The sequence below is a fragment of the Variovorax sp. CCNWLW186 genome (genome assembly GCF_037203865.1).
Classification (GTDB): domain Bacteria; phylum Pseudomonadota; class Gammaproteobacteria; order Burkholderiales; family Burkholderiaceae_C; genus Variovorax.
Map to the genome: position 1 here is coordinate 183,179 of NZ_JBBCBO010000008.1, position 13,132 is coordinate 196,310.

Below are 13,132 nucleotides of genomic sequence, written 5' to 3' on the forward strand. Positions count from 1 at the left end.
TTGTCCAGCATGCGCTGCATTCCATCAAAAAGAGGAGAGGCTCATGCCTGCATCGCTGAAACATCTCGCCATGGCGGGGGTTGTCCTGGCCACGTTGTCCGCCTGCGGCGGAAGCAACGACTCGAACGGCTTCATTCCGTTTCTCCCGCCGCCGGCACCGGCCCCCGCTCCTCCGGCACCGCCGCCTGCTCCGGCGACGCCCGGCAGCGTGGAGGTGAAGCTCATCGCCTTCAACGACCTGCACGGCAACCTCGAGCCACCCCGGCTTTCCATCACCGCCCCGGCCAACGGCGGCGGCACGGTGCCGGTGCCGGCGGGCGGCGCCGCGTATATGGCTTCGGCCATTGCGTCGCTCAAGGCCAAGAACGAAAACAACGCCGTGGTTTCTGCCGGCGACATGATCGGCGCCTCGCCGCTGGTGTCGGCGCTGTTCCTCGACGAGCCGACCATCGAAGCCGTGAACGCGATGAAGATCGACTTCAACGCGGTCGGCAACCATGAGTTCGACAAGGGCCAGACCGAACTCCTGCGCATGAAGAACGGCGGCTGCGCCAAGAACACGCCGCTGGAGCCGTGCCGGGTCAACAAGGCCTTTCCGGGTGCCAACTTCGGGTTCCTGGCCGCCAACACCGTGAAGAACGACGGCAACACGCTCTTCCCCGCCACGGGCATGAAGACCTTCACCAAGGACGGTGCCACGGTAAAGGTGGCGTTCATCGGCATGACGCTCAAGGGCACGCCGAGCATCGTGACGCCGGCCGGCGTTGCGGGCCTGAGCTTCAAGGACGAGGCGGACACCGCCAACGCGCTGATTCCGCAGCTGAAAGCCGAGGGCGCCGACGCCATCGTCGTCGTGGTGCACGAAGGCGCCACGACCACCGTCGGCTACAACGACAAGAGCTGCGCGGGGCTGAGCGGCGACATCCTGCCAATTCTCAACAAGCTCGATGCGGCCGTCGACGTGGTGATCTCGGGCCACACGCACCGCTCGTACATCTGCGACTACAGCAAGACCAACCCGGCCAAGCCCTTCCTGCTGACGAGCGCCGGCCAGTACGGCACCTTGCTGACCGACATCAACCTGACGATCGACACGCGCACGCGCAAGGTCACGGCCAAGTCGGCCGACAACGTGATCGTCCAGGGCGAGGCCTACACCAGCGGTGCCAACACGGTGGCCGTGACCGACCAGTACCCGGTGTTCGGCAAGAACCAGGAAGTGGCCGCGCTCATCAGCCAGTACCTTTCCGTTGCGGCGCCGCTGGTGCAGCGGGTGGTGGGCACCCTCTCGGCCCCGGCCACGCGCACGCAGACGGCATCGCGCGAAAGCGTGCTGGGTAACCTGATTGCCGATGCACAGCTCGATGCCACCAGCCCCAGCAACAAGGGCGGCGCGCAAATCGCCTTCATGAACCCGGGCGGCGTGCGGGCCGACCTCGTGCCGGCCAATGACGGCAGCGTGACCTATGGCCAGCTCTTCAGCGTGCAGCCCTTCGGCAACAGCCTGGTGGTGAAGACGATGACGGGCGCGCAGATCAAGGCGCTGCTCGAGCAGCAGTTCAACAGCGGCACCAACACGGTCGCGTCGCCGAGGGTGCTGCTGCCTTCGCGCAGCCTGAGCTACAGCTACAGCCTCTCGGCACCCGCGGGCTCGCGCATCAGCAACATGGCACTCAACGGCACCGCGATGACGGACGGCGCGAGCTACCGCGTGACGATGAACAGCTTTCTGGCCACAGGCGGAGACAACTTCACGGTCTTCAACCAGGGCACGGACACGCTGGGCGGCGACCAGGACGTGGATGCGCTGGAGGCCTACATCAAGGCGAACAGCCCGCTGGCGCCGCCCACTGCCAACCGCATCACTGTGCTGCCCTGAGCGGGCTTCCGCCCCAGAAATGAAAAAGGCGGACAGGGTCCGCCTTTTTTCATTTCATCGCGCCTTGCCTTTTCGGCGGTCGATGAAGGCGATGACCTCGCCCATGATGCCCTTGCGGAACGCCAGCACGCAGATCACGAAGATCAGGCCCGTGACCATGGTCACCGATTCGCCGAGCGTGTTGAACCAGTCGACGCCCGTGAGGCGCGCCATGAAGGTGCCGAAGTCGCCGACCTTGTTTTCCAGCAGCACCACCACGGCCGAACCCACCAGCGGACCCGAGAGGGTGCCGAGGCCGCCTACCAGCGTCATCAGGATGACGTGGCCCGAGGCAGTCCAGTGCACGTCGCTGAGCGAAGCGAAGCCGAGCACCAGCGTCTTGAGCGAACCGGCAAGGCCCGACAGCGCGGCCGAGATCACGAAAGCCAGCAGCTTGAAGCGGTTGACGTCGTAGCCGAGCGAGATGGCGCGCGGCTCGTTTTCCTTGATGCCCTTGAGCACCTGCCCGAAAGGCGAGTGCACGGTGCGCGCAATGAGCAGGAAAGCCGCGACGACGATGACCAGCGCGACGTAATACATCGTCAGGTCGTCGCGCAAATCGACCAGGCCGAAGAGCTTGCCGCGCGGCACGCTCTGCAGGCCGTCTTCGCCGCCGGTGAACTTGGCCTGCAGCGCGACGAAATACATCATCTGCGCCAGCGCCAGCGTGATCATCGAAAAGTAGATGCCCTGGCGGCGAATGGCCAGCCAGCCGAACACCAGGCCCAGCAGCGCACCGGCGAGCGTCCCCAGGATCAAGCCCAGCTCGGGCGTGAGATGCCAGACCTTGAGCGCCTGGCCCGTAAGGTAAGCCGAGCCGCCCAGAAATGCGGCATGGCCGAAAGACAGCATGCCGGTGTAGCCCAGCAGCAGGTTGAAGGCGCAGGCGAACAGTGCGAAGCACAGCACCTTCATCACGAACACGGGGTAGAAGCCGATGAAAGGTGCGGCAATGAGCGCCAGCAGCAGCACCCCGTAGACGACGAGCGATATTTTCTTCATGGACTTTTACTTCTCGCTGCCGAAGAGGCCGGCCGGACGAATCAGCAGCACCACGACCATGATCACGAACACCACGGTGGCCGAGGCCTCCGGATAGAACACCTTGGTCAGCCCCTCGATCACGCCGAGCCCCAGGCCCGTGAGGATGGCCCCCATGATCGAGCCCATGCCGCCAATGACGACCACCGCGAACACGATGATGATGAGGTTCTGCCCCATCAGCGGAGAAATCTGGATCACCGGCGCGGCAAGCACGCCCGCGAATGCGGCAAGCGCCACGCCGAAGCCGTAGGTCAGCGTCACCATCAGCGGCACGTTGACACCGAAGGCCTCGACCAGCCGCGGGTTCTCGGTGCCCGCGCGAAGGTAGGCGCCGAGCCGCGTCTTCTCGATGGCATACCAGGTGGCAAAGCACACCACCAGAGACGCCACCACCACCCAGGCGCGATAGTTGGGCAAGAACATGAAGCCCAGGTTGGTGCCGCCGCTCAGTGCCTCCGGCGTGTTGTAGGCCAGGCCCGAGACGCCGTACACCGAACGGAAGCCGCCTTCGATCAGCAGCGTGAGGCCCAGCGTGAGCAACAGGCCGTACAGGTGGTCGAGCTTGTAGATCCAGCGCAGCAGCAGCCGCTCGATGAGCACGCCGAACAGGCCGACGATGAGCGGCGCCACCGCCAGCATGACCCAGTAGTTGACGTTGAAGTAATTCATCGCCATCCACGACAGCACCGCCCCCATCATGAACAGCGCGCCATGCGCGAAGTTGATGACGTTGAGCAGCCCGAAGATCACCGCCAGCCCCAGGCTCAGGATCGCGTAGAACGACCCGTTGACCAGCCCCAGAAGGAGCTGGCTCAACAGGGCAGGCATAGAGATGTTCATCGTTTCGACGAGGTTCAGAAAAATAGCAATGACTTCACGTGGGGGCCGCCGCGCACGGCCGCCCGAAGCGGCCGGACCGCCCCCCGGTCAGGGGGTTGGCGCAGCGACACGCAGTGCGCGAAGACTGGGGGGCGAGCAACATTTACTTCCAGAGGGCGCAGGTGCTTTCTTCCTTGGTCGTGTAGACCTGGTCGCCCGGCACCTTCTTGACGATCTTCAGCAGGTCCCAGGGGCCCTTGGACTCCGAAGGCTTCTTGACCTCGGCCAGCAGCATGTCGTGCACCATGCGGCCGTCGGGGCGAATCACGCCCTTGGCGTAGAAGTCGTTGATCGGCGTCTTCTTGAGGTGCGCCATCACCTTGTCGGCGTCGGTGCTCTTCACGGCTTCGACGGCCTTGAGGTAGGCCATGGTGGCCGAGTAGTCGGCGGCCTGGATGTCGGTCGGCTTGTTCTTGGTCTTGGCTTCGTAGCGGGCGGCCCACTTGCGCGACTCGTCGTCGGCGTCCCAGTACCAGCTGGTCGTGTGCAGCAGGCCCTGCGTGGCCGGCAGACCCAGGCTCTTCACGTCGGTGAGGAACACCAGCAGGCCCGCGACCTTCATCGACTTGTCGATGCCGAATTCCTTCGATGCCTTCATCGAGTTGATGAAGTCGCCGCCGGCATTGGCCAGGCCGAGCACCTGGGCCTTGGAGTTCTGCGCCTGCAGCAGGAAGGACGAGAAGTCCGACGCGTTGAGCGGCGCACGCACCGTGCCCACCACCGAGCCGCCCTTGGCCTTGACGACCTTGGCGGTGTCGGCCTCGAGTGCGTGGCCGAAGGCGTAGTCGGCCGTCAGGAAGAACCAGCTCTTGCCGCCCGTGTCGACCACGGCGCCGCCGGTGCTCTTGGCCAGCGCGACGGTGTCGTAGGCGTAGTGCACGGTGTAGGGGCTGCACTGCGCGTTGGTGAGTGCCGAGGTGGCCGCGCCGTTGGTGAAGAACACACGCTTCTTTTCTTGCGCGACCTTGGCGGTGGCCAGCGCCACGCCCGAATTGGTGCCCGCGAAAATCATCGTGGCGCCGGCGGTGTCGATCCACTCGCGGGCCTTGGAGGCGGCGATATCGGGCTTGTTCTGGTGGTCGACGCTCAGCACTTCCACCGGCTGGCCGAGCACCTTGCCACCCATGTCGTCGATGGCCATCTGGATGGCGGTTGCGCCGCCCTTGCCTTCCAGGTCGGCATACAGGCCCGAGAGGTCGCTGATGTAGCCGATGACGACCTTCTCTTGCGCCTGCACGGCATGGCTCGCAAGACCCGCGGCTCCGAGCATGAGAGCAATGATTTTGAGCTTGGTTTGCATGGTGTCTCCTGGATGATTTGAGAGAGTCAACGGAAAACGATTGGCTAGTGCTCGGCTACACGCCCAGCAGCTCGCTGAGCACGGGCATCTTGGCGTCGAGCTCCTTGGCGCCGAAGGCCTCGACCATGCGGCCGTGCTCCATTACGTAGAAGCGGTCGGCCAGCGGCGCGGCAAAACGGAAGTTCTGCTCCACCATCACGATGGTGTAGCCCTTGCCGCGCAGGGTGTGGATCATTCGCGCAAGGGCCTGCACGATCACCGGCGCCAGGCCTTCGGAAATTTCGTCGAGCAGCAGCAGCTTGGCGCCGGTGCGCAGGATGCGCGCCACCGCCAGCATCTGCTGCTCGCCGCCCGACAGCCGCGTGCCCGGGCTGTTGCGGCGCTCGGCCAGGTTGGGAAACATCTCGTAGATTTCGGCCACCGACATGCCCTGCCCCGCGCCTTTGAGCGCTGGCGGCAGCAGCAGGTTTTCTTCGGCCGAGAGACTCGCGAAGATGCCGCGCTCTTCGGGGCAATAGCCGATGCCCAGGTGCGCAATGCGGTGCGTGGCCATGCCGATGGTCTGCACGCCGTTGACTTCGATGCTGCCCTTGCGCGAGCCGGTCAGGCCCATGATGGCGCGCAGCGTGCTGGTGCGCCCTGCGCCGTTGCGCCCGAGCAGCGTGACCACCTCGCCGGGCTGCACCACCATGTTGACGCCGTGCAGCACGTGCGATTCGCCGTACCAGGCGTGGAGGTCCTTGATTTCAAGCGCGGCGGTCATGTCAATGAGCCCCTTGCAGCTGTCCTTCGGTGGTGCCCATGTAGGCCTCCATCACCTGCGGATTCTTCGAGACTTCAGCGTACGGGCCTTCGGCCAGAACCGCGCCGCGCTGAAGCACGGTGATGGTGTCTGCAATGGTGGAGACCACGCTCATGTTGTGCTCGACCATGAGGATGGTGCGGCCGGCCGACACGCGCTTGATGAGTTCGGCCACGCGGTGCACGTCTTCATGGCCCATGCCCTGCGTGGGTTCGTCGAGCAGCATCAGCTCAGGGTCCATGGCCAGCGTGGTGGCAATTTCGAGCGCGCGCTTGTGGCCGTAAGGCAGGTTCACGGTCAGCTCGTCCGCCTGGTCCGCGAGGCCGACTTCGGCCAGCAGTTCGCGGGCGCGCGCGTCGAGCGGCGTGAGCGTCTTTTCGCTCTTCCAGAAATGGTACGAAGTGCCGAGCGCGCGCTGCAGGCCGAGGCGCACGTTCTCCAGCAGCGTGAGGTGCGGAAACACCGCCGAGATCTGGAACGAGCGGATGATGCCGCGCCGGGCAATTTGCGCGGGCTGCTCGCCCGTGATGTCTTGCCCGTTGAAAAGAATCGTGCCGCTGGTCGGCTCGAGAAACTTGGTGAGCAGGTTGAAGCAGGTGGTCTTGCCGGCCCCGTTGGGACCAATGAGCGCATGAATGGAGCCGCGCACCACCGACAGGTTGACCTTGCTGACCGCGGTGAACCCTTTGAATTCCTTGGTGAGCTCGCGTGTTTCGAGGATGACGTCGCTCATCTCGCGAAGTCGCCCGGGTTCAGGAAAGATATGTCGGTCATGCGGTCCATCTCATGCGCCACTACCGAGCGCGGCCTGATTGTTGGTGGGCGCCTCGCACTTGCATACTGGGGCAAATGCCTATGCTGCAGTGCAACCTGCCCGCGCCGGCGGTTCCGGCATCGGGCGACTGTCGTCACAATGACAATGACCTATCGGTTCGAACCCTTACTCGTGTACCTTCCGTGCCTTCCATGCAGAACTTCCGCTCACCCGACTTTCTTGCTGACCACATCCTGAACACGCTGGCGTTCTATGCGCCGGTCAGCCGCGATCCCTCAGGCGGCTTCTTTCATTTCTTCAAGGACGACGGCGCGGTGTACGACCGGCGCACGCGGCACCTGGTAAGCAGCACGCGCTTCGTCTTCAACCACGCCATGGCGTACCGGCGCTTCGGCAAGGCGCAGGATCTGGAGGCCGCACGCCACGGCCTTGCGTTCGTGCAGCATGCGCATGCACAGCCGGGAGGCGGCTATGCATGGCAGATCGACTGGCACGATGCGCGCGCAACCGTGCAAGACAGCACGCTCCACTGCTACGGCCTGGCCTTTGTGCTGCTTGCACACGCGCACGCGCTGATGGCGGGCATCGGCGAAGCACGCGCGGGGCTCGAGCAAACCTGGCAGCTGATGGAACAGCGTTTCTGGGAGCCGCACCATGCGCTGTATGCCGACGAGGCCACTCCTGATTGGCAGGTGGGGCCCTATCGGGGCCAGAACGCCAACATGCACGCCTGCGAGGCGATGCTTGCCGCATACGACGCCACGCAGGACGCGCGCTATCTCGATCGCGCGCTGGCGCTTGCGGAATCGGTGACGGGCAAGCTTGCCGCGCTGGCCGGCGGGCTCGTGTGGGAGCACTACCGCGAAGACTGGTCGATCGACTGGGACTACAACCGCGGCGACAAGACCAACATCTTCAGGCCCTGGGGTTTTCAGACCGGCCATCTCACCGAGTGGACCAAGCTGCTGCTGCAGCTCGAGCGAGCGCTTGTTGCCGCGGGCCGTGAAGCGGACTGGATCGTGCCTCGCGCAAAGCATTTCTTCGACACCGCCATGCTGCGCGGCTGGGACGCGGCGCATGGCGGCCTCGTCTACGGGTTCGGCCCCGACAGCGAGGTGTGCGACGGCGACAAGTACTTCTGGGTGCAGGCCGAAAGCTTCGCCGCCGCGGCGCTGCTGGCCGTGCGCACCGGCGACGAGGGCTACTGGAGCTGGTACGACCGCATCTGGGCCTACAGCTGGGAGCACTTTGTCGACCACCGGCACGGTGCGTGGTACCGCATTCTCACGCCGGACAACCGCAAGATCAGCGACGAGAAGAGCCCCGCCGGCAAGACCGACTATCACACCATGGGCGCGTGCTACGACGTGCTGCGCGCGCTGGGTACGTGACCAGCGCGCCCCTTCGCGACTTTGCCTGAAGGCCTAGTGCGCGCCTGCCGCGGCATCGCCGCCCGCACCGCCCTTTTGCGGCCGTGCCAGCCACACCAGCGGGATCAGCAGCAGAAACAAAATGGCCGACGCATAGAAGATGTCGTTCGCAGCCAGCATGAACGACTGCTGGTCGACCAGCCGGTTGATCTGGCCCAGCACCTGTTCGCTGTTCAAGCCGCTGCTTGCCAAGCCGTTCATCGCGCTGGTCGCAGCGCCATTGCCCAGGTTCACCGATTCGGCCAGTTGCGAGTGATGCAGCGCCGCGCGGTTCTCCCACAGCGTGGTGGTGATCGAAGTGCCCATGGCGCCCGCGGTAATGCGCAGGAAGTTCGACAACCCCGATGCCGCCGGAATGCGGTCGGGCGTAAGGCCCGAGAGCGTGATGGTCACCAGCGGAATGAAGAAGAACGCCATCGCAATGCCCTGGATGATGGTCGGGATGATGATCGTCACGAAGTCGGCCTGCGTGTTGAAGTTCGACCGCATCCACAGCACCAGCGCAAACACCAGGAACGAGAAGGTCGCGTAGCGGCGCGGATCGATCTTGGACACCGTGAGCCCCACCACCGGCGAGAAGAAGATGGCCAATAGCCCCACGGGCGCCATGATCATGCCGGCCTGCGTGGCGGTGTAGCCCATCCACTGCTGAAGCCATAGCGGCAGCAGCACCACATTGCCGAAGAACAGCCCGTAGGCCACCGCGGTGGCTACCGCACCCGACCAGAAGTTGCGCCGCTTGAACAGCGAAAGGTCGACCACCGGGTGCTTGTCGGTCAGCTCCCAGATCAGGAAGAACGCGAAGCCGACCACGGCCACGACGGCCATCGTGATGATCTCTGGCGAATGGAACCAGTCGAGCTCCTTGCCCTTGTCGAGCATGAGCTGCATCGCGCCGACCCACAGCACCAGCAGCGCGAGGCCGATGGCGTCGATGGGTACCTTGCGCGTGGTGCTTTCACGGTCGCGGTAAAGCGCCCACGTGATGGCCGCCGCAACAATGCCCACGGGAATGTTGATGTAGAAGATCCACGGCCATGAGATGTTGTCGGTGATCCAGCCGCCAAGGAGCGGCCCCATCACAGGCGCCACCAGCGTGGTCATCGACCACATGGCCATGGCCAGGCCGGCCTTGGCGCGCGGATAGCTCGACAGCAGCAGCGTCTGCGACAGCGGGATCATCGGGCCCGCGACGAAACCCTGCAGCGCGCGGAACGCGATCAGCATGGTCATGTTGGGCGCCAACCCGCAGAGCAGCGAGCTGATCATGAAGAGGATCACGCTCGCCATGAACAGGCGCACCTGACCGAAGCGCTGGGTCATGAAACCCGTGAGCGGCACCGCAATGGCGTTGGCCACAGCGAAGCTTGTGATGACCCAGGTGCCCTGGGTGGTGCTCACCCCCAGGTCGCCCGAGATGGCCGGCAGCGACACGTTCGCGATCGACGAATCGAGCACGTTCATGAACGTTGCCGCAGAGAGCGCGATGGTCCCCCACACGCGGGCGGAGCCCTCGAGCGGCGGCGGCGCTACGTAAGCGGGAGCGGCAGCAGTGGCCATTGGCTTTGCCTTGAAGACCGGCGCCGATCAGCCGGGGTGCGACTGCGATGCCGTGTGGCCCGCGTTGCCTGCGGTTGCGGAGGTTGCTGTGGAACGGCCCGCGGGCTGCGCGGCGGCGGCGGGAGCGCTGCGGCCGAGGTTGGCGGCCACGATGCGATCGACCTCTGCATTGGCACCGTCGTCGAGCTTGCTGTAGACCTGCGTCTGCGAAATGGCCGTGGCGCGCGGTGCATCGGCCAGCATCTTGCCGCCCTTCTGCGTGATGTCGATCTCCGCGTCCATCGAAAGGCCGATGCGCAGCGGGTTGGCCTTGAGCTGCTCGGGGTCGAGCGCAATGCGCACGGGCACGCGCTGCACCACCTTGATCCAGTTGCCGGTGGCGTTTTGCGCCGGCAGCAGCGCGAACGCACTGCCAGTGCCTACGCCCAGGCCCGCGACCTTGCCGGTGTACTCGACCTTCTTGCCGTACACGTCGGCGGTGAGCTTCACGGGCTGGTCGATGCGGATGTTGCGCAGCTGCACTTCCTTGAAGTTGGCGTCGACCCACAGCTGGTTGAGCGGCACGATCGACATCATCGGCGTGCCGGCCGCCACGCGTTGGCCGAGCTGCACCGTGCGCTTGGCAACGTAGCCGTCCACGGGCGCGGGCATGGCCACGCGCTGCGTGGCGAGGTAGGCCTCGCGCACCTTGGCGGCGGCGGCCTGCACGCTCGGGTGTTGGGCCACGCTGGTGCCTTCGGTCAGCGACTGGTTGCTGGCCAGCGCTTCGCGCGCGGCCACCACGCCGGCCTGCGCCGCCGCGAGTTGGCTCTTGGCGTTGTCGAGCGCGGTTTCGGCGTGGTTGAGTTCTTCCTTCGAGACCGCGCCGTTGCCCGACAGCGCCCGGCGGCGCTGCAGGTCGTCCTGCGCCTTGGCGATGTCGCTCTGCGCCTTGACGATGTCGGCCTGGCGCAAGCTGACCTGCGCCGCGAGCGAGCCGTTGTTGGCGTACAGCGTGCGCACCTGGCGCACCGCTTGCGCGAGCGCAGCCTCGGCCTGCTCGAGCGCCACCTTCGCATCGGCGGGGTCCAGCTGCACCAGCGGCTGGCCGGCCTTCACGAAGTCGGTGTCGTCGGCGTTGATGGCCATGACGGTGCCGCCGATCTGCGGCGTGATCTGGATCACGTTGCCCTGCACGTAGGCGTTGTCGGTGTTCTCGTAGTGGCTGGCAACCAGCCATTCGTAGAGGCCCCAGCCGCCGCCGGCGACGATGACCACCGCGGCAAGCGCGGTGAGTGCGCGGCGGCGCTTGCCGTTGCCGGCGGGGGCTTCAGGCGTTGCGGATGCTGCAGTGGCAGCGGGCGTCGGAGTGTTGTTATCGCTCATGATGAAGTTCTTTCCGAAGACGAGAAAAGTCGGTTCAGTTCAGCGCGGCGGATGAAGCCGGCGCATTGGCCGTGGTCGTGGCTGGTGCTTGCCAGCCGCCGCCGAGGGCGCGCGCCAGGCCCACCTGCGTGTCGAGGGCGCGGGCGGCAAGGTCGACGGCCAGGCGGCGTTGTGCGAGCACGGCGGTTTCCGCGGTCAGCACGTTGAGGTAGTTGCCAAGGCCCGCGCGATAGCGCTGCACGGCAATGTCGTAGGCACCTTCGGCCGCGGTCTGCGCGTCGCGTTGTTCGGCCTGCTGGCGCGCGATCGACTGTGCGCTCGACACCTGGTCGGCCGCGTCGCGCACCGCATCGATCACGGCGGCGTTGTAGCTCTCGATGGCCGCGTCGAGATCGGCCGCCTTGCCGCGCAGGTTGGCACGCAACTGGCCGCCTTCGAAGATCGGCAAGTGGATGGCGGGACCCACGCCCCACTGCTCGCTGCCCGACTTGAGCAGCTTGCCGAAACCCAGGCTCTGGAAGCCCACGAAGGCCGTGAGGTTCACGTTGGGATAGAACTGCGTCTTTGCATTGGCCACGTCGCTCGTGGCAGCCTCGACGCGCCAGCGCGCCGCCGCGATGTCGGCGCGGCGGCCGAGCAGGTCGGCCGGAATGTTGGCTTGCAGCGCGATGGGCTTGACGGCCTCGAGCATCGGCGGCTTGAGCGACGCGGACACGCTGGGCTGGCCCACGAGTGCATCGAGCGCGTGCTGCTGCAGCGCAATCTGCTCCTTGAGCGCTTCGATCTGCTGGCGTGCCTCGGGCAAGCCGCCTTCGCTCTGGCGCAGCTCAAGCCGGGTGTCGAGGCCGGCGGACACGCGGTCGCGCACGAGCTTGAGCGTTTCATCGCGCTGGGCCAGCGTGCGCTGGGCCACGCCGAGCTGCTCGTTCAACCGGGCCCATTGAAAGTAGCTGCGCGCCACGTTGCTGGCCAGCAGCACGCGGGCTGCGTCGGCATCGGCCGCGGCTGCATTGGCGGCGCCGATGGCGGCATCGAGCGCAGTGCGGTTCTTGCCGAAGAAGTCGAGCTCCCAGCTCGCGCCGAGCTGCAGCAGGCCGATGTTCTGGGTCGAGCCCCCGAGCGGTGCGGGATAGATGTAGTTGCTGTTGAACTTCTGGCGGTTCAGGTCGAGCTCACCGTTCACCTTGGGCTTCAGAGCCGACTCGGCAATGTCCGCGGAGGCCTGCGCGCGCGCAAGGCGTGCACGTGCCACCTGGAGGTTGGGATTGCCGGCCACCGCCTGGTCGACCAGCGTGTTGAGTTGCGCGTCGCCGAATGCCCGCCACCATTGGCTGTCGACACTGGGCACAACCGCGGCGCTGGTGTCCGGGGCAATGCCGAGCGACGACGTGTCGCGCAGCCTGGCGTGCGAACCGATGCCGGCCATGTCGGCACAGCCGGCCAGTGCGACCACCAGCAGTGCGGCGGCCATGACGGGGGTGCGCCGCACGGTGCGGGCAGCAAAAGAATCAGTCATTTTTTTCTCCACGGGCTGCAAGGGCCTGCGCGTTGTCGAGAATGCGGCGCAGATAGCCCTTGAGCTGCTCCCATTCCTCTTTGGTGAAACCCGCCAGGTGTTCGTTCTGCACGCGGCTGAGCACGTACGGCACTTCCTTGGCGGCGGCGCGGCCTTCTTCGGTGAGTTCGATGTTCACCACGCGCCGGTCTTCGAGCGACCGCACGCGGCGGCACAAACCCTTGGCCTCGAGCCGGTCGAGCAGGCGCGTCATGGCGCCGGTGTCGAGCTCGCAGGCGCGGGCAAGTTCGGCCACCGTGGTCGCGGCACCGATGTGCAGCTTGTACAGCGGCAGCCATTGCGGAAAAGTCGGGCTGCCGGGCTCGCACATGCGGGTTTCGACCGCCTGCGCCACCGCACTCAGGATGCGGCGCATGAGGTAGCCGATGCTCTCTTCGGCCTGGTAGGTCTCGGCGCGATAGAAGTCGGCCGGCCGGCGCTCGGCGCCGCCAGAAGCCGGCGGGACTTGCGGGGTGTCTGTATCGCTCATGCCCTGAATATTAG

General features: G+C 65.7%; 11 protein-coding genes. 2 read left to right on the forward strand and 9 right to left on the reverse strand.

The genetic code is table 11. From position 1 onward, the window contains the following. Positions 1-43 precede the first annotated feature (43 nt). Positions 44-1,879 (forward strand): bifunctional metallophosphatase/5'-nucleotidase, encoded by a 1,836-nt coding sequence (locus V9K97_RS12605; protein ID WP_337318401.1) that lies wholly within the window; start codon positions 44-46, stop codon positions 1,877-1,879. A gap of 54 nt (positions 1,880-1,933) precedes the next feature. On the opposite strand, the gene V9K97_RS12610 is transcribed toward V9K97_RS12605, so the two are convergent. The 5 genes from V9K97_RS12610 to V9K97_RS12630 all read right to left on the reverse strand — a co-directional run bounded on the left by V9K97_RS12610 (position 1,934) and on the right by V9K97_RS12630 (position 6,676). Beyond that, positions 1,934-2,920, reverse strand: a complete 987-nt coding sequence (locus V9K97_RS12610) for a branched-chain amino acid ABC transporter permease (protein WP_258507900.1) — start codon at positions 2,918-2,920, stop codon at positions 1,934-1,936. Between the two features lie 6 nt (positions 2,921-2,926). Next, the gene (locus tag V9K97_RS12615; protein ID WP_021008140.1) at positions 2,927-3,802 is read right to left on the reverse strand and encodes a branched-chain amino acid ABC transporter permease; all 876 of its coding nucleotides are present in this window, start codon (positions 3,800-3,802) and stop codon (positions 2,927-2,929) included. A gap of 142 nt (positions 3,803-3,944) precedes the next feature. Next, positions 3,945-5,141 (reverse strand): ABC transporter substrate-binding protein, encoded by a 1,197-nt coding sequence (locus tag V9K97_RS12620; protein WP_157614728.1) that lies wholly within the window; start codon positions 5,139-5,141, stop codon positions 3,945-3,947. 55 nt (positions 5,142-5,196) lie between these two features. After that, positions 5,197-5,904: an ABC transporter ATP-binding protein gene (locus V9K97_RS12625; protein WP_126749713.1), complete on the reverse strand. Its 708-nt coding sequence runs from the start codon at positions 5,902-5,904 to the stop codon at positions 5,197-5,199. A 1-nt stretch (position 5,905) separates the two neighbouring features. Then, positions 5,906-6,676 carry an ABC transporter ATP-binding protein gene (locus V9K97_RS12630; RefSeq protein WP_337318402.1) on the reverse strand — a complete coding sequence of 257 codons (771 nt, stop codon included), beginning with the start codon at positions 6,674-6,676 and terminating at the stop codon, positions 5,906-5,908. Between the two features lie 233 nt (positions 6,677-6,909). On the opposite strand from V9K97_RS12630, the gene V9K97_RS12635 reads away from it, so the two are divergent. Then, positions 6,910-8,109 (forward strand): AGE family epimerase/isomerase, encoded by a 1,200-nt coding sequence (locus V9K97_RS12635; RefSeq protein WP_337318403.1) that lies wholly within the window; start codon positions 6,910-6,912, stop codon positions 8,107-8,109. Between the two features lie 33 nt (positions 8,110-8,142). Here V9K97_RS12635 and V9K97_RS12640 read toward each other — a convergent pair whose 3' ends face one another. Genes V9K97_RS12640 through V9K97_RS12655 form a run of 4 tightly spaced genes read right to left on the reverse strand, consistent with a single transcriptional unit; the run spans position 8,143 to position 13,118 of the window. Next, the gene (locus tag V9K97_RS12640) at positions 8,143-9,708 is read right to left on the reverse strand and encodes a DHA2 family efflux MFS transporter permease subunit (protein WP_337296155.1); all 1,566 of its coding nucleotides are present in this window, start codon (positions 9,706-9,708) and stop codon (positions 8,143-8,145) included. Between the two features lie 27 nt (positions 9,709-9,735). Next, positions 9,736-11,073: an efflux RND transporter periplasmic adaptor subunit gene (locus tag V9K97_RS12645; RefSeq protein WP_337318404.1), complete on the reverse strand. Its 1,338-nt coding sequence runs from the start codon at positions 11,071-11,073 to the stop codon at positions 9,736-9,738. Between the two features lie 34 nt (positions 11,074-11,107). After that, complete coding sequence (locus V9K97_RS12650) at positions 11,108-12,589, reverse strand: efflux transporter outer membrane subunit (RefSeq protein ID WP_337318406.1); 1,482 nt, start codon at positions 12,587-12,589, stop codon at positions 11,108-11,110. Then, positions 12,582-13,118, reverse strand: coding sequence for a MarR family winged helix-turn-helix transcriptional regulator (locus tag V9K97_RS12655; protein WP_258507912.1), 537 nt, complete (start codon positions 13,116-13,118; stop codon positions 12,582-12,584). The genes V9K97_RS12650 and V9K97_RS12655 overlap by 8 nt, the downstream gene beginning before the upstream one ends. Positions 13,119-13,132: the final 14 nt, after the last annotated feature.

Bases quoted from the DNA above. Each gene is read 5' to 3' on its own strand.
- V9K97_RS12650 (WP_337318406.1), bottom strand. From the start codon at position 12,589: ATGACTGATTCTTTTGCTGCCCGCACCGTGCGGCGCACCCCCGTCATG.
- V9K97_RS12615 (WP_021008140.1), bottom strand. From the start codon at position 3,802: ATGAACATCTCTATGCCTGCCCTGTTGAGCCAGCTCCTTCTGGGGCTG.
- V9K97_RS12610 (WP_258507900.1), bottom strand. From the start codon at position 2,920: ATGAAGAAAATATCGCTCGTCGTCTACGGGGTGCTGCTGCTGGCGCTC.
- V9K97_RS12625 (WP_126749713.1), bottom strand. From the start codon at position 5,904: ATGACCGCCGCGCTTGAAATCAAGGACCTCCACGCCTGGTACGGCGAA.
- V9K97_RS12620 (WP_157614728.1), bottom strand. From the start codon at position 5,141: ATGCAAACCAAGCTCAAAATCATTGCTCTCATGCTCGGAGCCGCGGGT.
- V9K97_RS12640 (WP_337296155.1), bottom strand. From the start codon at position 9,708: ATGGCCACTGCTGCCGCTCCCGCTTACGTAGCGCCGCCGCCGCTCGAG.
- V9K97_RS12655 (WP_258507912.1), bottom strand. From the start codon at position 13,118: ATGAGCGATACAGACACCCCGCAAGTCCCGCCGGCTTCTGGCGGCGCC.
- V9K97_RS12635 (WP_337318403.1), top strand. From the start codon at position 6,910: ATGCAGAACTTCCGCTCACCCGACTTTCTTGCTGACCACATCCTGAAC.
- V9K97_RS12605 (WP_337318401.1), top strand. From the start codon at position 44: ATGCCTGCATCGCTGAAACATCTCGCCATGGCGGGGGTTGTCCTGGCC.
- V9K97_RS12630 (WP_337318402.1), bottom strand. From the start codon at position 6,676: ATGAGCGACGTCATCCTCGAAACACGCGAGCTCACCAAGGAATTCAAA.
- V9K97_RS12645 (WP_337318404.1), bottom strand. From the start codon at position 11,073: ATGAGCGATAACAACACTCCGACGCCCGCTGCCACTGCAGCATCCGCA.